The following is a 20,820-nucleotide window of genomic DNA, read 5'->3' on the forward strand; positions in this document are numbered from 1 at the left end:
TTTTCATCCACGGTCCGAATCGCCCTTCACAACGATCCCATACCGTTTGATCTTCTCGTACAGCGTCGCCTTGCCGAGCTGAAGCCTGTCCGCCGCCACCGCGACCGCACCCCCGCACTGCTCCAGCGCCCCCGCGATCACCGCGCGCTCGAACTGCTCGATGCGTTCCTTGAGCGGTTGCATCGATGTATCCAGCGCCGCGGCACCGCCGTCGTCGAGAATGCCGAGCACCATGCGATCCGCCGCGTTGCGCAGCTCGCGCACGTTGCCGGGCCAGTCGCGCTGCATCAGCTCCGTGCGCTGACGGTCCGTGATGAGCGGCGCGGGCCGGTCGTAACGCACGGCGGCATCGAGCAGGAAGTGCTCGAAGAGCGGGACGATATCCTCGCGGCGCTCGTTCAGCGGCGGCAGCGTGATCGTCACGACATTCAGCCGGTACAGCAGATCGCGCCGGAATGTGCCGTCGGCAACGTGTTCGTTCATGTCGCCCTTCGCGGCCGCGACCACGCGCAGATTCGCGCGCACCGGCTGATTCGAGCCGAGCCGCTCCAGCACGCCGTCCTGCAGCACGCGCAGCAGCTTCACCTGCAACGAAAGCGGCATGCTCTCGATTTCGTCGAGAAAGAGCGTGCCGCCCGACGCCGCCTCCAGCCTGCCGATGCGCCGCTTCTGCGCGCCCGTGAACGCGCCCGCCTCGTAGCCGAACATCTCCGATTCGAACATCTGTTCCGGCAGCGCGCCGCAATTCACCGCGATGAACGGCTTGTCGCGGCGCGGCGATGTCTCGTGCAGGCTGCGTGCGATCAGTTCCTTGCCCGCGCCGGTATCGCCGTTGATGAGCACGGCGGCGTCCGTCGGCGCGACGTTGGCGATCAGCCGCCGCACCTGCTCGATCGCCGCGCTGCGCCCGATGATGCGGCTTTGCCCCGCGCCCGCGAGTTCGCGCCGCAGCGCCTGATTTTCAAGCACCAGCGACCTGCGCTCCAGCGCGCGGCGCACCGCTTCGATCAATCGCTCGGAGGCGAACGGCTTTTCGATGAAGTCGTACGCGCCGTCGCGCATCGCCTGCACGGCCATCGAGATATCGCCGTGGCCGGTGACGAGAATCACCGGCACTTCGGGCGCGCGTTCGCGGCACTGCGCGAGCAGATCGAGGCCGCTCGCGCCGGGCAGACGGATATCGCTCACGATCACGCCGGGAAAACTCGCGTCGATCGCGCGCGCGGCGGATTCCACGCTGCCGTGCCCGGTCACGTCGAAGCCCGCGAGTTGAAGACTCTGGACGCTCGCGCGGCGCACGAGTTCGTCGTCTTCGATGAAGATCACCTGCAAACCGGTGCTCATGTGTTACTCCATCCAGTGTTACGCGCGGCGCAGCGTCAATACGAATTCTGCGCCGTAGGAACCGTCGGCGTCGGCTTGCGTGCCGCCTTCGGGACCGTCCGCGACGATCGGCGCGACGCGGTTGCGCGCGATCAGCGAGCCGCCGTAGTCACGCGCGATCGCCGATGAAATCGCGAGCCCGAGGCCGAGGCCGTGTCCCATTTCCTTGGTCGTGAAGAACGGCTCGAAAAGACGCGGCAGCGCGTCGGCGGGAATGCCGGGGCCGTTGTCGCGCACGACGATCTCGATCGCGTCCTGGCGCGCGTCCAGTTCGACGACGATCCGCGGCCGGTCGCACGATGCGACCGCATCGAGCGCATTGCCGATCAGATTGATGAACACCTGCTCCAGCCGCAAATCCTCGCAGCGCGCGAAGATCGGCGCGGCGCCCTCCGCGAGTTCCGGCGCGATATCGACCGTCACGTTCTTCATGCGCGGGCGAAGCATCGAAAACACGTTGCGCAGCGCGCGCGCAATGTCGGCGCGCGCATTCTTTGGCCGCGCCTTCGTGACGAACAGTTTGAGCTGATTGGTGATGTTGCCCATGCGCTCGGTCAGCGACGCGATCGCTTCGAGATTCTCGCGCGCCGCCGCCTGATCGCCGCGGTCGATCAACACCCGCGTGTTGTCGGAGAAACTGCGCAGCGCGGCGAGCGGCTGATTGAGTTCATGCGTGATGCCGGCCGCCATTTGGCCGAGCGCGGCGAGCTTGCTCGCCTGAATGAGTTCGTCGTGTGCCGCGCGCAAATCCTGTTCGGCGCGCGTGCGCTCGTTAACTTCGCGGATGAGTTGCGCGTTCGCTTCCGACAAATCTGCCGTGCGCTCCGCGACGCGCTGGTTCAGCTCCGCATACGCGGTCTGCAAAAGCTCGCGGCTGCGGATCATGTCGCGCACGCGCGAGCGGCGCATGCGCCAGTAAAACGCGAGCAGGCACAGCGAGACGAACACGAGCGCCGTGACGATGACCGCGTTCTGCGCGGCGCTTTCGACCGGATCGAGCGCGGCCATCGTGATCAGTTGCCAGTCGGGCTCGCCGATCGAGCGATGCGTCGCGAGATACGCCGGCGCGCGGCGTCCGTCCCGCCCGCCGCCGACGCGCACGATCTGCGCGCCGCCTTCGAGCGTTTTCACGATGGTCATCGGCAGCGGCGTGATCGCCTGCTGCGCGTACTGGCGCGTCGCGTAGACGGACGCTTCGATGTTCTGCGGCAGCGGCCGCACCGTGTGGTATTTCCATGCCGGCACCGACGACAGAAAGATCACGCCGTGATCGTCGGTGACGATGAGCGGCTCGGACGCATCGGCGCCTTGCAGCCATTCGAGATTGAGCTTCACCACCACGACGCCGATGATCTCTTTCGTGCCGTCGCGATCGTTTTCCCGGTGCACGGGCTGCGAGATGTAATAGCCGGGTTCCGTCGAGATCGTGCCGATGCCGAAGAACCGGCCGACGCCGCCTTTCATCGCGTCGATGAAATACGGCCGGAAGTTGTAGTCCACGCCCACAAAGCTGTCCGGCGCGCTCCAGTTGCTCGCGGCGACAGCAATGCCGTTCGCCCGGATCAGATACGTGACGGTGGCGTGGGCGCGTTCGTTGAGGTCTTCGAGATAGCGGTTCGCGCGTTCGACGTTGGCGGCGTCCGGATGATCGAGCGCATTCTGCACGACCGGATGCCGCGACAACAGATACGGCAGATATTCGTAGCGGTCGAGCGTGCTCTTGAGCGTGTTCGTGGTGCGATCGACGCGCGCGGCGGCATTGAGGCGCAATTCGTCGATGCCGCTTCGCCAGGCCACGTGCCACGTGAGCGCGCAGCACGCCACGAGCGCGGCGAGGAGCGCGAAGAACACGAGGATGCGGCGCGTCACGTGAGCAAATTCCCGCGGATGAGAATCGCTCATTGTGGCATACGCGCCTTCAGGGTACGGCTCCGAAAGCGGACGCGGCGAAGCGCTCGCAGGTTGAGGCTTCGCCGCGTTCATGATGAAGCTCGCGTCAGACCGTTTCGGCTTCGTTGCGGTCGCTCACGTCGACATCGCGTGACAGCGCCGCCTTCAGCTTGCTGCGATCCAGCTCCTTCTCCCACGCCGACACGACGACCGTCGCCACGCCGTTGCCGACGATGTTCGTCAGCGCGCGGCACTCGGACATGAAGCGGTCGATGCCGAGAATCAGCACCATGCCCGCGAGCGGAATCGTCGGCACCACGGCGAGCGTCGCGGCCAGCGTGATGAAGCCCGCGCCGGTCACGCCGCTCGCGCCCTTCGACGTGAGCATCGTCACCGCGAGCAGCGTCAACTGCTGGCCCCACGTGAGATCGGTGTTCGTCGCCTGCGCGATGAACAGCACGGCCATCGTCATGTAAATGTTGGTGCCGTCGAGATTGAACGAATAGCCGGTCGGCACGACGAGACCCACGACCGAGCGCGAGCAGCCGAGCTTTTCGAGCTTGAGCATCAGTTGCGGCAGCGCGGCTTCCGACGACGACGTGCCGAGCACGATCAGCATCTCTTCCTTGATGTACGCCACGAACTTCAGGATGTTGAAGCCGACCATGCGCGCGATCGCGCCGAGCACCACGACGACGAACACGATCGACGTCAGATAGAACGTGCCGATGAGCTTGAGCATGGGCAGCAGCGAGCCGATGCCGTATTTGCCGATGGTGAACGCCATCGCGCCGAACGCGCCGATCGGGGCGAGCTTCGTGATGATGCCGACCATGCCGAACAGGATGCTCGACAGACCTTCGATGAAGTTCGTCACGACCTTGCCGCGCTCGCCGATATGCGCGAGCACCGCGCCGAACAGCAGCGCGATCAGCAGGATCTGGAGGATTTCACCCTGCGCGAACGCCGAAACGAGCGTATCCGGGATCAGGTGCATCAGGAAATCGACCGTGGTCTGACCGTGCGCCTTGGTGGCGAAAGCATCGATCGCCTTGTGGTCGAGCGTGGCCGGGTCCACGTTGAAGCCGACACCCGGCTTGAGCAGGTGCGTCGCGAACAGGCCGAGGATCAGCGCGAACGTCGAGACGATTTCGAAGTAGAGCAGCGCCTTGCCGCCGACGCGCCCGACCTTCTTCATGTCTTCCATGCCGGCGATGCCGGTCACGACCGTACAGAAAATGATCGGCCCGATCACCATCTTGATGAGTTTGATGAAGGCGTCGCCGAGGGGCTTCATGTCGGTGGCGAGCGTCGGATAGAAGTGCCCGAGCGCGATACCGATGATGATCGCAACGATCACCTGCACGTACAGGACTTTATAGAGAGGTTTTTTCACGATGGTTCCAGGCAATAACAAGCAGTTGGCGAAAGGGGCCAGCGGCAAGCATGACGCGCGGTGGGCGTTTGTGGTGCGCGAGTGTGTGGGATGCGCACGTCGAATCGCGCCGCGTAAGCGATAGCCGCTTCGTCGACGGATTCAGGGACGTTGGGATGCGAGAGGGGTCATCGGCTTGTCTCCTAACTTTTATGGGCGGCTCGGTGGCCGTGCCGCTTATATTGCAAGGGCGATGCCAGGTTGCTAACTTTATAAGTCTATGATTTTGTTGATTTTTTATGCGTGCGCGTTTAGGCCGAATCCGAGTTTCCGGAAATCCGGAATGGGGGTGTCTGGCGATCTGGAAGGTGGCGGCGGTGAGACGCGGTGCTACCGCTGAACTTTGGCACGGTCGCTCAGTTGCCTTTCGAGCTCGTCTAGCTCACGCAAATCCGCTTCATCCGCGCTCTCGGCTTCTGCTTTACGCCGCGCCAAATCGAACTTTTCATATATCCCGGAAACGATCGTGCTCATGGACGCCTGACTCATTTGCCCATTGCCCTGCAACAGCGGCTGCTCGTTGAACGTCACGAAGCTATCGACGTACGTTTTCCAGTCAGCCATGCGCAGGTTCTGTCGCTGCACCGCTCGCAATTCCGCGAAATCGAGAAACAGGCTGACGATGCGATTGAGGTCGTGGAGTTCTTCCTGGCCCAAGTAGTTCTTGGCCACCGTGACGTCTCCTTTGCGCACACGGCCGCACTTCCATGTGGTCAGGCCCATGTTGGGTCGGTTGGCGTCGGCGCGCTGCACGATGAGTTCCGCCGCCGTGTGGCCCGTAACCGCAAAGAAGAGCTTGTTCTGAACTTCGGCGAAGAACTCACGCGTGGCTTCAGCGTCGTCGGCGTAATCGGTCGAGAGCGCAAACAGGTCTCGCACCTTCTGATAAAAGCGCTTCTCCGATGAACGAATGTCCCGGATACGTTCGAGCAGCTCGTCGAAGTAGTCCCAGCGTTCCGGACTCTTCAGGCGCTCGTCGTCCATGACGAAGCCTTTGATGAGGTATTCGCGCAGGTGTGTCGTGGCCCATCGGCGAAATTGGGTGCCGCGCCGTGATTTCACGCGATAGCCAATGGCCAGAATCATGTCGAGGTTGTAGTGCTTGACGCTCCGCCGAACCTCACGAGTACCCTCGAATTGAACTATTAAGTCTTCTTTAATAGTTCGATCTTCACTCAACTCCCCTTCATCGATCAGGTTCCTGACGTGAATATTGATGTTGGCGACAGTGGTCTGAAACAACGCGGCCAGTTCGCTCTGCGTCAGCCAGACCGAACTGTCCGCCGCCCGCAGGAAGAATCTCGCGCTTCCATCGTCGGTTTCATACAAGACCAGTTCTGCCTTCGTCTGCTGCTGGTTCATCTTCGGCTCCGAAAATCGTGTCGTCATCTTGGCCGAAAATTCATTTCGAGATCAACACGGCTCGCCGCGTTAGCCGTTCGGCGGATGAAGCGCCCATAAAAAAACCCACGGTCACCCGTGGGTTTTTCACAAAGCGCGGAAACGACCTCAAACCACGCCGGCCCCATGCGCCTGCTCATCGGCGTGATAGCTCGAACGCACCATCGCGCCGACGGCCGCGTGCGTGAAGCCCATCTTGTACGCCTCTTCCTCGTACATCTTGAAGGTATCGGGATGCACATAAGCCCGCACCGGCAAATGATGTTCCGACGGCTGCAGATACTGGCCGATCGTCAGCATGTCGACGTCGTGCGCGCGCAGATCGCGCATCACTTGGAGGATTTCCTCTTCCGTTTCGCCGAGGCCGACCATCAAGCCCGATTTCGTCGCGACTTCCGGATGCAGCGCCTTGAAATCCTTCAGCAGCTTCAGCGAATGGTAATAATCCGAACCCGGACGCGCTTCCTTGTAAAGACGCGGCACCGTTTCGAGGTTGTGGTTCATCACATCGGGCGGAGCGGCGGTCAGAATGTTGATCGCGCGGTCGAGGCGGCCACGGAAATCGGGCGTCAGAATCTCGATGCGCGTTTCCGGCGAATGCTCGCGCACATGGCGAATGCACTCGACGAAATGCGCCGCGCCGCCGTCGCGCAGATCGTCGCGATCGACGGACGTGATCACCACGTACTTCAGCTTCAACGCACCGATCGTGCGCGCCAGGTTCAGCGGCTCGTCCGGATCGAGCGGATCGGGGCGGCCGTGGCCGACGTCGCAGAAGGGGCAGCGGCGCGTGCACTTGTCGCCCATGATCATGAACGTCGCGGTGCCCTTGCCGAAACATTCGCCGATGTTCGGGCAGCTCGCTTCCTCGCACACCGTATGCAGGCTGTGCTCGCGCAGAATCTTCTTGATCTCGTTGAAGCGCGAGTTGCCCGTCGCCGTGCGCACGCGAATCCACTCCGGCTTCTTCAGCTTTTCGATCGGAATGACCTTGATCGGAATGCGCGACGTCTTCGCCTGTGCCTTCTGCTTCGCAGTGGCGTCGTAAGCGGAAGGCGACGAAGGTGAAGCAGCGGTGTCGCCAGCCAGGTTTGCGGTTGCGTCAGTCATTCGGTCGATCCGGTTGTTCCAGCGGCTGTTGCGGGGACGCCGCCGATTTGAAGCGCCAGCCGTTCGGCCAGCACGAGAGCTACGTCGCGCCAGTCGGCCGCGACGCCGAGCGTCGCCATGTCGACCGTTTCGAGTCCCGCGTAGCCGCACGGGTTGATGGCGAGGAACGGCTGCAAGTCCATGTCCACGTTCAGGCTGACGCCGTGATAACTGCAGCCGTTGCGAATCTTGAGTCCGAGCGCGGCGATCTTCGCGCCCTGATGCGCCTGAATACGATCGTTCGCGCCCGACGGATGCGGCGCGACATATATGCCGGGCGCGCCGGCCTTGCGATCGGTCGGGAGATTATACGTCGCGAGGGTTTCGATCACGGCCTCTTCAATGCGACGCACGAGCTCGCGCACCATCAGCTTGCGACGGCGCAAATCGATCAGCAGATACGCGACGATCTGGCCCGGTCCGTGATACGTGATCTGTCCGCCGCGATCCACTTTGACGAGCGGGATGCCGCTTTGCGCGAGCAGCAGATGCGCCGGATCGCCCGCCAGCCCGAGCGTGAAGACGGGCGGATGCTCGACAAGCCAGATTTCGTCGGGCGTGTCGGGCGTGCGGGCGTCGGTGAAGGCGCGCATCGCGTCGAAGCTTTCGTCATACTGTTCGAGGCCGCGCCAGCGCAACGCGACCGGATAGTCACCGGAACTGAGCACGGTGTCGGGCGCGTCTTGAAATTCTTGTGGGACTGCGAGCGGTGTGGCGGACATGGTGCCGGTAGTTTACCGAAATAGCCCCATGCCCGCCGATGGTGAATTCGCATGCCTTCGATGGCAATTACGAATAGTTGCGGTCAGACGCACTCAAACCGTTCTCCAGCCCGACCGCAAACGCTGCGCGATTCGCTCGATGCGCGTCGAAAGCCAGTGCATCGCCCGTTCGTCGCAACGGGGCAGGATCGTGAAGACGACGTACGCCGGCCGGTCGCCTTCGACGGACAGCCACAGCCGCTCGCGCTCACGCAGCTTGAGGTGGTCACCCGGAACGAGCCAGTAGTCCTCGATGTCGTTGCTGCGCGTCGCCCACACCGGGGCGCCGTTGACCGCGAGGCGCGTGCCGCGCGCGATGCGCATCGGCACGGTTTCGCCGGGCTTGATTTCGAAGGTGACGCTTGTTGAAATTTCTCGCATGATCCACTCCGCCAGGGAACGTTTCGATGACTACAATCCTAGGCGTGGCAAGGCATCAGGCAAAACGATCAATTTTCACTGCTATGTGAGCTGTATTGACAACGACAACGCCGACAATCCACATGGACCTCCGACAGCTTCCCGCCCTGAACGCGCTGCGCGCCTTCGAGGCCGCCGCCCGTCACGAGAGCTTCTCCCGCGCCGCCGACGAGCTTTTCGTCACGCACGGCGCGGTCAGTCATCAGATTCGCGCGCTGGAGGCAGAACTCGGCGTGCCGCTCTTCGCGCGCGACGGCAAGCGCGTGCGCCTGACCGATCGCGGCAAGCAGTACGCCGCCGACGTGCGCGCGGCGCTCGTCGCGCTGGCCGAATCGACGCGTCGCATCCGCTCGGGCGACCGCGATCGTCGGCTGATCGTCTCGACGATTCCGTCGTTTTCGGCGCGCTGGCTCACGCCGCGGGTCGGCAGGTTCATCGAGCAGCATCCGGACGTCGATCTGGAATTGCTGACGACGAGCGCGCTCATCGACTTCCATCGCGACGACGCGGACGTTGCGATCCGCTTCGGCTACGGCAAATACGCCGGTCTGCACTCGGAAGAGTTGATGGACGAAGTGTTCTTTCCAGCCTGCGCGCCGAATTTTCGCGGCGGCGCGCTGCCCCGTGTGCCGCGCGATCTCGCGGCGCTGCCGCTATTGCGCTCGGACGACGAGCTCTGGCGGCCGTGGTTCGACGCCGCCGGGATGACCGATCTGGCGGAACCGAAGCGTGGCGTCTTGTATGAGGATTCGTCGAATTTGCTGCAGGCGGCGATAGACGGTCAGGGCATCGCGCTGGTGCGCCGCTCGCTCGCGATGCAGGAGATCATCGCGGGGCGGCTCGTGCGGCTTTTCAACGTCGACGGCCCGAGCCCGTGGAAATACTACTTCGTGTGCCCCACGGCGCTTCTTCAGACAAAGCGCGTGCAGGCATTCCGGGAATGGATTTTCGACGAAGCCGAGCAGTTCAGGCTGCTCTACGAGCGCACGCCAGCGGTGTGCGATGCGCCCGCGGGCAAGATCAGAGCACTACCTTGACCATCGGGTGGCCAGTGAGCGCGCGGTAGATATCGTCGAGATGGGCGCGATTCTGCGCGCGCACGGTACACGTGAGCCCCGTGTAGTTGCCGCCGGACGACGGCCGTGACTCGACACGCGAGGCGTCGAAGTCCTGGTCGAAGGTCTTGAGCACGCCGACGATCGTGTCGTGAAAGTCGGGATGCGACTTGCCCATCACCTTGATCGGGAAATCGCAGGGAAAGTCGAAGAGCTCGTCGGCGCTGTGCGCGGCGGAATCGGTCGGATCGGTGGACTGGGGCTTGTCGGTCATGGTTTTCTCCTTCACTTGGCGCGCCCCGCCTCTTCGGCGAATTCGCGCGCCTTCGCCCGCTGGTAGGCGTCGTACAGTGCAGCATAGACCGGACCGGGACGGCCGTCGCCGACGCGCTCGCCGTCGAGCGTCGTGATCGGCATGACTTCCTTGGTCGCTGAGCTGATCATGATTTCGTCGGCCGAACGCAATTCGGCTTCGGTGATCTCGCGTTCCTCGAAGGCGATGCCCGTTTCGCGCGCCAGTTCCTCGACGAGCCCGTAGCGGATGCCTTCCAGAATGCGCGGTCCGCGCGGCGCGCCTAGCAGCGTGCCGCCCTTCACGACCCACACGTTCGACGATGAACCTTCGGTCAGCAGGCCGTCGCGCAACTGAATGGTTTCGAGCGCGTCGTTCTCGGCGGCGTGCTGCGCCATCAGCACGTTGCCGAGCAGCGACACCGATTTGATATCGCAATGCAGCCAGCGCTTGTCTTCGGCGGTCACGGCGACCGCGCCGCGCTCGCGATCGGCCGCGCTCGGAAACACGAGCTGGCCGAGCATGACGAACACGGTCGGCGTGATGCCCGCCGGAAACGCGTGGCCGCGCCGCTTCGCGACGCCGCGCGTGACCTGGATGTAGACGAGCGCATCGCCGGCGCCCGCGTTCTCGGCGATCGCGCGATCGATCAGCGCGCGCCAGCCGGCGTCGTCGAACGGATTGTCGATGCGAATCTTGCCGAGACTGCGATTCAGCCGCGCGAGATGCTGTTTGAGCCGGAACGGCAGGCGCGCGCCGTCAGGCTGCGCGTAAAGCGGCACGACTTCGTACACGCCGTCGCCGAAGATGAACCCGCGGTCGAGCACGGGAATGCGCGCTTCGGAAAGCGGCCCCCACTCGCCGTTCAGGTAGACGACCGGATCGAAGGCTTCGGCGTGACTCATCGCAACTCCTTATTTACGTTTTTGCCACCACAGCAGCGCCGAATCCCACAGGCGGCCGAACATGCCCGCTTCCGGCACGTCCTGCAGCGCGACGAGCGGGAACTGCGCGACTTCCTTGCCGTCCGCCATCATCTTGACGGTGCCGACCTGCTGTCCCTTCTTGATCGGCGCGACGATCAGGTCGTTGTGCGTGACGGTCGGCTTGACCTTTTCGCCCAGACCCTTCGGCACGGTGATGTACTGATCCGTCGCGACCCCGGCCTGCACGTTGTCGGTTGCACCTTTGTACACGCGCGGCGATTCGATCACCTGATTCGCCTTGTACAGGCGCAGCGCGTCGTACGCGGTGTAGCCGTAGTTCAGCATCTTCAGGCTGTCCTGCACGCGATTGTGCTCTTTCGGCTCGCCCATCATCACGGCGACGAGACGGCGGCTCGCGTCCGGCACGTTGGGAAGCGAACGCTTGGCGGTCGCAATCAGGCAGTAGCCGGCGGCTTTCGTGTGGCCGGTCTTGAGACCGTCGACGGTGGGATCGAGCCACAGCAGGCGATTGCGGTTCGGCTGCTTGATCTTGTTGTATGTGAATTCCTTCACCGAGAAGATGTTGTACTGCTCGGGGAAGTCGCGAATGAGGCGCGTCGACAGCACGGCGAGATCGCCTGCGGTCGTGTAGTGCTGCGGATCGGGCATGCCGTTCACATCGGCGAAATTCGTGTTCTTCATGCCGATGCGCTTGGCTGCCGCGTTCATCAGTTGCACGAAGTTGCTTTCGCTGCCGCCCACGAGCTCCGCGAGCGCGATGGCCGCGTCGTTGCCCGACTGCACGATCATGCCGTACACGAGATCGTGCACCGTGACCGGCTTGTTCGCCTCGATGAACATGCGCGACTCGTCCGTGCGCACGCGGCGCACGGCCTCGCTCGGCATGACGGTCTGTTCCATGTTGATCTTCTTCGACTTGAGCGCGTCGAAGACGAGATACGCGGTCATCAGCTTCGTGAGCGACGCCGGCTCGACGCGCTCGTCAGGATTGCCCGAGGCGAGCACCTGATTGCTGGTTGCATCGACGAGCACCCACGAGCGCGCGGTGACGTCGGGCGGCGGCACTTGCGCGAAGGCGCTCGCTGCCGCCAGCAGGGCGGGCAGAACGAAAGCGGCTTTGGCGCGAACGGAAACGGAAGTGGAACCAGACGGAAGAGACAGGCCGGAAGGGACAAAGCGCATAGGATCGATCGGCGGAAAAAGCAGGCTGCGACGATGCCGATAAGGATCGGAAGATCGGCGAAGCACGGGTTGAACAGGCAGACCGTCGTTGTTGGTCGGGCCTTTCGCCGTGACAGGAGTGCGCGTGGCGCCGCGGCGAAAAGCGCTCGTTCGACAGACGGACGCGAAAACGGTTCTCGAAAGCCGGAGTCCGAAGACCGCGAGACGCATGGACGGGCGCATCGCGTGGCCGGAAACAGCGTAAAAAATCTGCGCCATTATACGCGCGGCCCGCTGGCCGTTTCCTTTGAATCTGCGCAATTGCCGCGCGTTTTAACGTTTTTCAGGCTGCGCCTAGCCCCTTTTACCGATCGCAATCGATGCGCGCGTGAAGGCCTTCGAATGGCTTGCGCCGTTCAACGCCACGCATCGACGATCACCCGCTTCAAAATATGCAGCTTGCGATGAAAGAAGTGCTCGCCGCCCGGAATGACGACGACCGGCAGTTCCTGCGGCCGCGCCCAGTCGTAGACGGATTGAATGGGCACGGTGTCGTCCGTTTCGCCGTGGATCACGAGCGTGGTGTCGGGCACGGGCGCGACCTCCCAGCGGCTCGCCGCCGTGCCGACGAACACGATGCGCTCGATCTGCTTGCCCGCCTCCAGCATGCGCTTCGCGACGTGCGACAGCACGAAGGTGCCGAACGAAAAGCCCGCGAGCACGATCGGCGTATCGGCCTGCCCCGGCTGCGCGCGCATGTGGTCGATCAGCGCGAGCAGGTCGTCCTGCTCGCCGATGCCGTTGTCGTGTTCGCCCGCCGTCTCGCCGACGCCGCGAAAGTTCGAGCGATACGTGGTGTAGCCGAGCTGCACGAAGGTGCGCGCGAGCGTCTGCGCGACCTTGTTGTCCATCGTGCCGCCGAAGAGCGGATGCGGATGCGCGACGAGCGCGATGCCGCGCGGCGTCTGGTCGGTGCGATCGAGCGCGCATTCGATCTTGCCGACCGGCCCGTCGATGAGGAATTTTTCGGTTTGCGCGTTCATGCTGCTCTTATGCGGGTTGATCGATCAGAAGACGTTCGACGACTTTGCCGTTGGCGAGATGCGATTCGACGATCTCGTCGATGTCGGTTTCATCGACATACGTGTACCACGTGCCTTCCGGATACACGACGACGACCGGCCCCAGTTCGCAGCGGTCCAGACACCCCGCCTTGTTGATGCGCACCTTGCCTTCGCCCGCGAGGCCCAGTTGCTTCACGCGCTTTTTCGCGTGTTCCTGCATGGCCTGCGCGTTGCAGTTCGCGCAACTCGGGCGCGGCGCGTCGGCGTCGCGCTGATTCAGGCAAAAGAACACGTGGTACTTGTAGAAGGAATCCATGAGCGGGTGCGGTGAGAGTGTCGGTCGATTATAGCGAGCGATGTTCGTGCCCGCCTTTCAGCGCTGCGCCGCCTTTCTCGCCCGCCGCCGCGCCAACAGCGCGCGTTCCGCCGACGACGCGAGCCAGCCGAGCGCCGCATACGGCCACACCCACGCGAGCCAGTGCGCGAGGCCGTTGAAATGCAGATAACGCCCTTGCCGCCAGTCGGCCAGCACGATGTCGAAGTACGGATTCACCGGCAGCAGATTGACGAGCGCGAGCGACACGACGAGCGCCCCGCCCGCGAGCGCGGCCCTCAAGCCCCGCGGCAGCGAGACCGCGAGCGCGCCCGCCAGCGTCGCGACCGCGATGCCTTCGAGCGCGCCGTCCGTGGCCCAGTCGAAGGTCAGGCCCGCGCGCGATTGCAGAAAGGTTGCGCCCGCCTTCGCAAACAGCGTCAGCGCGACCAGACCGAGCATCAGCCGGATGCGCGGCGCGCGGGCGCGCGTGAGGAGCGTCGCGAGCACGAGCGCGGCGAACAGGCTCGTCGAGGTGATGAGCGCTTCCCAGGCGTCGTCCGGCAAGAGCGCGCCGAGCCGGTCGGGCCAGCTTTCGACGTCCCATGAAGCGGGCGTCCACGCGAGGATCGCGTCCTGCATCGCCGGATCGAGCGCGTCCCACAGCACGCGCGGCAGGTCGCCGCCGCCGAAGAGATATGGCGCGGGGAACATCGCCGCGAACGGCCATAGCGCCGTGAGGCCGATCACATAGGCCGCGTCGCGCTCGAACCAGGTGAAGCGGATGCGCCGGAGCAGGCCGCGGTCGAGCAGCGCGCTTGTCGCGGGCGCGATCAGCACGCCGCCGAGGAGCGCGCCGAACGCATTCGCGGCGAGATCGAGATTCGAGGCGACGCGCGTCGGCAGATACGTCTGGATCGCTTCCATCGCGCCGGAGAGCAGCGCGCCGCCGGCGAGCGCCGCGCCCACGGCGAGCGTGCCGCGAAAGCGCGGATACAGCGCAAGCACGATCAGCGCGCCGAGCGGCATGTAGCCGAGCACGTTCGTGACGACATCGAACGCGGTCAGATATTGCGGGAGCGGATCGGCGAGAAACGCAAACGGGCTCAGGCCCAGCGAGCGCCAGCCGGAAAACGGATACAGCGACCCATAGACGACGAGCGCCGCATACGCCGCGAGCGCCTGCCGGGAAAACGCCGACGGGCGGCGCTGCCATTGCTTGATCGTCATGAGTCGCGCGGACGCCTCCGTGCGCGGCGGACGATGAAACCGCGGACCGTCATCGCGCGGCGGAAAGCGGTTGCGCGGCGAGCCACGCGGATAGCTGCGCGATCACGTCATCCGATGCGGCCGCGAGCGCCCGCGCGCCGCCGGATGCGTCCGCGGAAGGCGCGGGCGCATTCGCGGCGAAACTGCGCTGGCCGACCACGCGGCCTTGCTGCGTGAGCGTTGCGCGGACCGAAACCGCGCCGTGGCTCTGCTCGGGCGCGTCGAACACCTGCTCGAAGCTCGTCAGTTCGACTTCGAGCAGCGGCACGGCGCGCACGGGGTCCGCGCCGGAGAGGATCGGGCCGCGCGCCGCGAGCGCCTCGCGCAGGCGCTGCGTCAGGAGTTGCGCGGGCGGCATCGTCCAGTGGCTGTCCGAATAGCTGCCGGTGCGCTGCGCATCGACATAACTCAGCCGGTACGCGAACGAATCGGTTTCGAGATTGCGCGGCGCGCCGACCGCGAGCACTTTCACGGGCGGCATCGGCGCGGCGTTCGCGGCCGCGTTCGCGGCGGGCGGCGAGCCCAGGTCGTAGCGCGCGTTCGGCATTGCGCTAGGCGCCGATCCGCAGCCCGCGAGCCAGGTGACGCAGGCGAGCGCGAACATCGCGGTTGCTGCTCTCAAATCGATCTTTGCCATGTTTTCTTCTCGTTCAGTGCGCGGCTCAGTGTGCTGCTTTCGCGGGCCACGTAAAGCCCGGCTCGCCCGGCCCCGGCTCGCGTTTCGGCGCGCCGAAGAGCACGCTGCGCGGATTGGTGCTGAATGCATCGGCGGCGCGATCGACCGAACGGGCGGCCGCGCTCACGTCGTCGGAAAACGAGTAGAAACGCGGTAGCGCCTCGAAGCCGACGCGCGCCGTGATGAAGCGCAGCGACTCGTTCATGTCCGCGAGCGCGGCGCCCGCGTCCTCCGCGGCCTTGCCCGCCTTGTTCAGATTGACGACGAGCGGGCCGTCCGGACGGTTCAGGCTCTGCATGAGCTGGTTGGTCGAGGCAAGCGTGGCGTCGATCTGCTTCAGCGTCTGCGGCAGATGGGCCGTCGCGGGCTGCACCTGGCTCGCGAGCGTCGCGATGCCGTCCGCCGCGCCTTGCAGGCTTTTCGTCGTGTCCATGAGCTGATTGCGGACGTCGTCGGAGAGGAACTTGTCGGCGTCGTCGGCGAGGCGCTCGAACTTCTTCAAGATGACGTCGCCGCGTTGCTGCAATTGCTCGAAAAGACCGGGCCGCATCGGCACTTCGGCCACGTGCTGCGGCGACGACGCAAGCGGCGCGGTGTCGGTGCCGGTGTCGTCGAGCTGCACGAAGGCGATGCCCGTCACGCCCTGAAAGCCGAGCGTCGCGAAGGTGGAGTGCGTCATCGGCGCGTTCTTGTCGACGAGGATGCGAATGCGGATTTGCCCCGGATGCGACCTGTCGAACGCGATCGACTGCACCTTGCCGACGCCCAGGCCGCGATAGCGCACGGGCGCGTCCGAGAAAAGCCCGGTGACGTTGGTGCGCGCGATCAGGTCGTAGGGCACGCGCACAGTGCGGTCCACGTTGAAGAAGAACACGGCGAACGCGATGGCCAGCACGAGGACGATCGTGAAGAGCCCGGTCCAGAACGCATGTGATTTGTTTTCCATCGGCAGGTTCCTTTGGCGCTTTCGGTTCGCGAGCGGCGGCGGCTACTTGTTGACGGCGATCGGCGCGTCTTCGAGCGCGGCCGGCGGCAGCTTCGCGCGGCGCTCGGCGGGCAGCGCCTGCAACGCGCGCCGCCCGCGACGTCCGAGAAAATACTCGCGGATGAACGGATGGTCCACCGCGCAGGCCTCCTCCACCGGCGCGGCGACGAGCACGCGCCGGTCCGCGAGCACGGCGACGCGCGTCGAGAGCGCGACCATCGTATCGAGATCGTGCGTGACCATGACGACGGTCAGACCGAGCGCGCGATGCAGCGTGGCGATCAGATCGACGAACTCGTCCGACGCCTTCGGATCGAGGCCGGCAGTGGGCTCGTCGAGAAAGAGCAGCTCGGGTTCGAGCGCGATCGCCCGCGCGATACCCACGCGCTTCACCATGCCGCCCGACAGCGCCGAGGGCATCTTGGTCGCGTGCTTGCACGACAAGCCGACCATCTCGAGCTTGAGCATGACGAACTCGCGGATCAGATCCTCCGGAATCTTGCCGAGCTCGCGAAACGGCTGCGCGATGTTGTCATAGACCGACAGCGACGAAAACAGCGCGCCCTGCTGGAACATCATGCCCGAGCGGGTGCGCAGCATCTTCGCGGTTTCCTCGTCCATCTGCGCCCATTCCTCGCCGAGCACGCGAATCGTGCCCGACGTCGGAAACTCGAGCCCGAGAATCTGCCGCACGAGCGTGGTCTTGCCCGAACCGGAGCCGCCCAGAAGCGCGACGATCTCGCCGCGCCGCACGTCCAGATTCAGATGGTCGTGGATGACCGTGCGGCCGTAGCGCTTTGTCAGATCGCGCACTTCGATCACCGGCTCCGCGATGACGGGCGGCGGCTGGTGACGCACGGCGGTGGCGAGCGTGGTCGACATTACAGTCCTACGTTCTGGAAAAGGATCGCGAAGACGGCGTCCGCGAGAATCACGATGGTGATCGAGGTCACGACGGACGTCGTCGTGCCTTCGCCGAGACTCTGCGAATTCGCCTTGATGCGAAAGCCGAAGTGACACGCGGTGAGCGCGATCAGCATGCCGAACACGACGCCCTTGCCGAGCCCGATCCACAGATTCGCGATCGGCACGACGGACGGCAGCGAGCGCACGAAGAAATTGACGTCGATGGACAGCACGAGCTTCGCCGCGAGCGCGCCGCCGGTCAGCGCGACGATATTGGTCCACATGACGAGCAGCGGCATCGCGATGCCGAGCGCGATCACGCGCGGCAGCACGAGCCGCAGGCCGTGGGGAATGCCCATGACCTGCATCGCGTCGAGCTCTTCGGTGACGCGCATCACGCCGATCTGCGCGGTGATCGCGGAGCCGGAGCGCCCCGCGACGAGAATCGCGGAAAGCACGGGCCCGAGCTCGCGGATCACCGAGAGCCCGAGAATATTGACGATGTACTGATTCGCGCCGAACGCGCGCAGCTGTTGCGCGGACAGATAACTGAGCACGATGCCGATCAGAAACGCGACGAGCGCGGTGATCGCGAGCGCCTGCGCGCCGGCCGCGTAGATATTGGCGGAGATTTCCGTCCACGGAATGCGCTTCGGCCGCCGCACCAGCCCGAGGAGATCGAGCAGGAAACCGCCGAACATCGCGAGGCCGTCGTAGAGATGATCGAAGAACGCGAAGATCAATGACCCGAGCTTCGTGACCGGATCGATGCGATCGACCGGTTCGGGCTCTTCGCGCTCGGCGTCGAGCAGCGCGACGCGCTCGAAGATTTCGCGCTGCGTGTCCGACAGCGCGATGGTCGCGGGCATCTTGCGGCCCCAGACGCGCCAGAGCGCCTGCCCGCCGACGTGATCGAGCCGCTCGACCGACAGCAGATCCCACTGCCCGATTGCCTCGCGGCCGATCGCGCGCAGCCGCCGCGTCACGCCGCTCTTCGCGCGGTCGCGGGCGAGCGCGAGCGCGGTCCACTGGCCGGAGAGCCGGACCACCTTGCCCTGCTGACCGGCTTCCACCCTAAGGCGCGGCGGCGTGTCGAAGTCCAAGGAGCGATGGCGCGATGAAACGCGGTTGAAGGGGAACGGACATTGTAGCGAAGTGCGTTGGGGGAAGGCGGGGACGGTGCCCGCGGGCCTATGTCGATTGGATGAATGGTCGGGAATGCGGGGAACGGGAAGACTGGGTTGCACCATTCTTTACAGTGCAACTTAGCAAATATGCTACTCTCGGATGAACGTTCCTGGACGATCGCTTACTACGATGAACAGCTTCAACGCGAGATTCGCGATCTGCCAATCGGCATACGCTCCGACTATTGGCGGCTGGTCGATCTCATGAAACTACACGGCGCAAACTTGCGAATGCCGCATTCGAGAGCGATGGGAGGCGGTCTGTTCGAACTTCGACCGCGCGGCAGAGACGGCATTGGCCGCGTCTTCTACTGTATGGGCACCGGCAGGCGAATCGTCATGTTGCATTCGTTCATCAAGAAGACCCGGCAAACGCCAGAAGACGAACTGCGTATCGCACACGCACGAATGAAGGAGGTGAAAGGTAATGTCTAAGACCCGATTGCAACGTGAATTGGCACGTCGCTACAACCCGGTCCCCCACACCGAAGAAGACGACCGCCGCATGCTCGCCGACCCCGAGTTCAAGGCGGCCTACGACGCCCTGGGGCCGAAATACGAAGCCCTCCACGCACTGCTAAGCGCGCGCAAGGAAGCCGGCCTCACTCAGGCACAGATCGCCGAGCGCATGGGCACGACCGCGTCCGCGGTCGCGCGGCTCGAAGGATCGCTGATCAGCGAAAAACACTCGCCGTCCGTGGCGACGCTGCGCAAATACGCCACGGCGTGCGGCAAGACGCTGCGCATCGCCTTCGTGTGACGTTTTCGGGGGCTTCGCACCCCCTTCCCGCCGCTACAATAGCCGCCATGAACTCCACTCCCTTCGCCCCCGACGCGCCCTGGCGCATCGATCTCCCGCGACTCGCGGCGCTCGCCGAGCGTCCGGCGCGCGACTGGACCATCGACATCGTCGATGAAACCGGGTCGACCAACGCGGACCTGATGGAGCAGTTGCGCGCATCGCGCCGCGATGGCGCACGTGCGCCCGCGCCCGTGGTCCGCGTCGCATATTCGCAAACCGCGGGGCGCGGCCGGCGCGGGCGCGCATGGCTCGCCGAACCGGGCAATGCGCTGCTGATGTCGGTCGGATGCGTGCTGAAGCGGCCCATCGAAGGGCTGTCGGGTCTGAGCCTCGCCATCGGCACGGCGGTGCTCGACGCGCTCGCGCGCCTGCCGCTCTCGCCGTCCGCTCGTCCGGCGCTGAAGTGGCCGAACGACGTCCTGCTCGACGACGGCAAGCTCGCCGGCATTCTCATCGAAACCGCGTGGAACGCGCCGGATGCGACGGCGGTCGTGATCGGCATCGGCCTGAATTTGCACGGCGCGGAGCAGCTCGCCGCGCAAGTCGACGACGCCAACCGCATCGCCGCATCGCCCGGACAAGGCGCCACGCCCGCCGCGCTCGCGCGCGCGTGGCCCGACGCGAATCTCACCGATACCCTCGCCGCGCTCCTCAACGCGCTCGACGGCGCGCTGCCGCGTTTCGAAGCCGAAGGCTTCCGGCCGTTCCGCCAGCGCTGGCTCGACGCGCACGCCTGGGCGGGCCGCGAAGTCGCGCTCATCGATCAGGGCATGGAGGTGACGCGCGGCATCGCGGCGGGCGTCGACGACGGCGGCCAGTTGCTGATCGACGCGCCCGAAGGCCCGCGCGCCGTCGCGACCGGCGAACTGACGCTGCGCCTCGCGAAGGAGCGTCCGTGACAGCGTCGGGTAACGAAGCGCGCTATCTGCTCATCGACGCGGGCAACAGCCGCATCAAATGGTCGCTCGTCGAGGAAGACGGCGCGCCGCTCGCGAACGGCGCCTTCGAGCACGCGCATCACTCCACCAGCGCCGACGACGCCGCGCTCGACGCCTGGGGCTCGCTGCCCACGCCGGCGAGCGCGTGGATTTCGAACGTCGCCGGCATGCCGGTGCAGAACCGCATCCAGCGTCTCATCGACGCCCGCTGGCCGACGTTGCCGCGCACCGTCGTGCGGGCGCGCGCCGCGCAGTGCGGCGTGACCAACGACTACGCCGACCCGACGCGCCTCGGCAGCGATCGCTGGGCCGGTCTCATCGCCGCGCGCGCCGCGTATCCGGGCGAGCATCTGCTGGTCGCGACCTTCGGCACCGCGACCACGCTCGAAGCGCTGCGCGCCGACGGCGTTTTCACCGGCGGCCTGATCGCGCCCGGCTGGTCGCTGATGATGGAATCGCTCGGCAGCCACACCGCACAACTACCGACGCTCGACCCCGCGGCCGCGCGCGAAGCGTTGAATCAGAAGCGCAACCTGTTCGCGACCGACACCGCCGCCGCGCTTTCCGCCGGATGCCTGCTCGCGCAGGCGAGCCTGATCGAGCGCGCGTGGCGCGACCTGAAAGCGGACTGGCAAGCCGAGGTGCGTCTCGTGCTCGGCGGCGGCGCGGCCAATGAAATCGCCGGCGCGCTCGACGTGCCGCATACTCGACACGATTCCCTCGTGCTGTCCGGCCTCGCGCTCATCGCGCGCGACGCGGCGGCACGCCATTCATCCTGATTCGCTG

22 protein-coding genes are annotated in these 20,820 nt (G+C 65.1%); 5 read left to right on the plus strand and 17 right to left on the minus strand.

Translation table 11 applies throughout. The features are described from left to right. Positions 1 to 3: 3 nt before the first annotated feature. The 7 genes from AWB70_RS01585 to AWB70_RS01615 all read right to left on the minus strand — a co-directional run bounded on the left by AWB70_RS01585 (position 4) and on the right by AWB70_RS01615 (position 8,400). Positions 4 to 1,344: a sigma-54-dependent transcriptional regulator gene (locus AWB70_RS01585; RefSeq protein ID WP_053567352.1), complete on the minus strand. Its 1,341-nt coding sequence runs from the start codon at positions 1,342 to 1,344 to the stop codon at positions 4 to 6. Positions 1,345 to 1,362: 18 nt separating this feature from the next. Beyond that, on the minus strand, positions 1,363 to 3,366 hold the full coding sequence (locus AWB70_RS01590; protein WP_014190247.1) for a sensor histidine kinase: 2,004 nt from the start codon (positions 3,364 to 3,366) through the stop codon (positions 1,363 to 1,365). Between the two features lie 13 nt (positions 3,367 to 3,379). Continuing rightward, a complete protein-coding gene (locus tag AWB70_RS01595; protein WP_014190246.1) occupies positions 3,380 to 4,669 on the minus strand; it encodes a dicarboxylate/amino acid:cation symporter in 1,290 nt (429 codons plus the stop codon). Between the two features lie 369 nt (positions 4,670 to 5,038). After that, the gene (locus tag AWB70_RS01600; RefSeq protein WP_053567590.1) at positions 5,039 to 6,070 is read right to left on the minus strand and encodes a virulence RhuM family protein; all 1,032 of its coding nucleotides are present in this window, start codon (positions 6,068 to 6,070) and stop codon (positions 5,039 to 5,041) included. 147 nt (positions 6,071 to 6,217) lie between these two features. Continuing rightward, on the minus strand, positions 6,218 to 7,219 hold the full coding sequence (gene lipA / locus AWB70_RS01605) for a lipoyl synthase (RefSeq protein ID WP_053567351.1): 1,002 nt from the start codon (positions 7,217 to 7,219) through the stop codon (positions 6,218 to 6,220). Next, positions 7,216 to 7,980, minus strand: a complete 765-nt coding sequence (gene lipB / locus AWB70_RS01610; RefSeq protein WP_053567350.1) for a lipoyl(octanoyl) transferase LipB — start codon at positions 7,978 to 7,980, stop codon at positions 7,216 to 7,218. Before lipB ends, lipA begins: the two co-directional genes overlap by 4 nt. Positions 7,981 to 8,073: 93 nt before the next feature. Continuing rightward, entirely contained in the window at positions 8,074 to 8,400 is a 327-nt protein-coding gene (locus tag AWB70_RS01615) for a DUF2917 domain-containing protein (protein WP_053567349.1), read from the minus strand. A gap of 122 nt (positions 8,401 to 8,522) precedes the next feature. Here AWB70_RS01615 and AWB70_RS01620 point away from each other — a divergent pair, with 122 nt between their 5' ends. Beyond that, positions 8,523 to 9,476: a transcriptional regulator GcvA gene (locus AWB70_RS01620; protein WP_053567348.1), complete on the plus strand. Its 954-nt coding sequence runs from the start codon at positions 8,523 to 8,525 to the stop codon at positions 9,474 to 9,476. On the opposite strand, the gene AWB70_RS01625 is transcribed toward AWB70_RS01620, so the two are convergent. The 10 genes from AWB70_RS01625 to AWB70_RS01670 all read right to left on the minus strand — a co-directional run bounded on the left by AWB70_RS01625 (position 9,460) and on the right by AWB70_RS01670 (position 18,210). Continuing rightward, positions 9,460 to 9,768, minus strand: a complete 309-nt coding sequence (locus tag AWB70_RS01625) for a DUF493 family protein (protein ID WP_045451796.1) — start codon at positions 9,766 to 9,768, stop codon at positions 9,460 to 9,462. The two genes, AWB70_RS01620 and AWB70_RS01625, sit on opposite strands and share 17 nt — an antisense overlap. Before the next feature lie 11 nt (positions 9,769 to 9,779). Continuing rightward, on the minus strand, positions 9,780 to 10,691 hold the full coding sequence (locus AWB70_RS01630; RefSeq protein ID WP_053567347.1) for a D-amino acid aminotransferase: 912 nt from the start codon (positions 10,689 to 10,691) through the stop codon (positions 9,780 to 9,782). A gap of 9 nt (positions 10,692 to 10,700) precedes the next feature. After that, entirely contained in the window at positions 10,701 to 11,915 is a 1,215-nt protein-coding gene (locus AWB70_RS01635; protein ID WP_014190238.1) for a D-alanyl-D-alanine carboxypeptidase family protein, read from the minus strand. Positions 11,916 to 12,310: 395 nt separating this feature from the next. After that, positions 12,311 to 12,937, minus strand: coding sequence for an alpha/beta hydrolase (locus AWB70_RS01640; RefSeq protein ID WP_053567346.1), 627 nt, complete (start codon positions 12,935 to 12,937; stop codon positions 12,311 to 12,313). A 7-nt stretch (positions 12,938 to 12,944) separates the two neighbouring features. Further along, entirely contained in the window at positions 12,945 to 13,274 is a 330-nt protein-coding gene (locus tag AWB70_RS01645; RefSeq protein ID WP_014190236.1) for a (2Fe-2S) ferredoxin domain-containing protein, read from the minus strand. Between the two features lie 57 nt (positions 13,275 to 13,331). Next, positions 13,332 to 14,501, minus strand: coding sequence for a VanZ family protein (locus AWB70_RS01650; protein WP_053567345.1), 1,170 nt, complete (start codon positions 14,499 to 14,501; stop codon positions 13,332 to 13,334). Between the two features lie 49 nt (positions 14,502 to 14,550). Continuing rightward, positions 14,551 to 15,177 (minus strand): ABC-type transport auxiliary lipoprotein family protein, encoded by a 627-nt coding sequence (locus tag AWB70_RS01655; RefSeq protein ID WP_014190234.1) that lies wholly within the window; start codon positions 15,175 to 15,177, stop codon positions 14,551 to 14,553. Between the two features lie 25 nt (positions 15,178 to 15,202). Beyond that, positions 15,203 to 16,162: an MlaD family protein gene (locus tag AWB70_RS01660; RefSeq protein WP_053567344.1), complete on the minus strand. Its 960-nt coding sequence runs from the start codon at positions 16,160 to 16,162 to the stop codon at positions 15,203 to 15,205. A 42-nt stretch (positions 16,163 to 16,204) separates the two neighbouring features. Further along, on the minus strand, positions 16,205 to 17,083 hold the full coding sequence (locus AWB70_RS01665) for an ABC transporter ATP-binding protein (protein ID WP_014190232.1): 879 nt from the start codon (positions 17,081 to 17,083) through the stop codon (positions 16,205 to 16,207). Then, positions 17,083 to 18,210, minus strand: a complete 1,128-nt coding sequence (locus AWB70_RS01670) for an MlaE family ABC transporter permease (protein WP_014190231.1) — start codon at positions 18,208 to 18,210, stop codon at positions 17,083 to 17,085. Before AWB70_RS01670 ends, AWB70_RS01665 begins: the two co-directional genes overlap by 1 nt. 171 nt (positions 18,211 to 18,381) lie before the next feature. On the opposite strand from AWB70_RS01670, the gene AWB70_RS01675 reads away from it, so the two are divergent. The 4 genes from AWB70_RS01675 to AWB70_RS01690 are packed head-to-tail and all read left to right on the plus strand — an operon-like array spanning position 18,382 to position 20,813. Further along, positions 18,382 to 18,729 carry a type II toxin-antitoxin system RelE/ParE family toxin gene (locus AWB70_RS01675; protein ID WP_014190230.1) on the plus strand — a complete coding sequence of 116 codons (348 nt, stop codon included), beginning with the start codon at positions 18,382 to 18,384 and terminating at the stop codon, positions 18,727 to 18,729. 7 nt (positions 18,730 to 18,736) lie between these two features. After that, positions 18,737 to 19,054, plus strand: coding sequence for a helix-turn-helix domain-containing protein (locus tag AWB70_RS01680; protein ID WP_053567343.1), 318 nt, complete (start codon positions 18,737 to 18,739; stop codon positions 19,052 to 19,054). Between the two features lie 47 nt (positions 19,055 to 19,101). After that, positions 19,102 to 19,995, plus strand: coding sequence for a biotin--[acetyl-CoA-carboxylase] ligase (locus AWB70_RS01685; RefSeq protein WP_053567342.1), 894 nt, complete (start codon positions 19,102 to 19,104; stop codon positions 19,993 to 19,995). Continuing rightward, positions 19,992 to 20,813, plus strand: coding sequence for a type III pantothenate kinase (locus tag AWB70_RS01690; protein WP_053567341.1), 822 nt, complete (start codon positions 19,992 to 19,994; stop codon positions 20,811 to 20,813). The genes AWB70_RS01685 and AWB70_RS01690 overlap by 4 nt, the downstream gene beginning before the upstream one ends. Positions 20,814 to 20,820: the final 7 nt, after the last annotated feature.

This window comes from Caballeronia cordobensis (assembly GCF_001544575.2).
Lineage (GTDB): Bacteria > Pseudomonadota > Gammaproteobacteria > Burkholderiales > Burkholderiaceae > Caballeronia > Caballeronia cordobensis.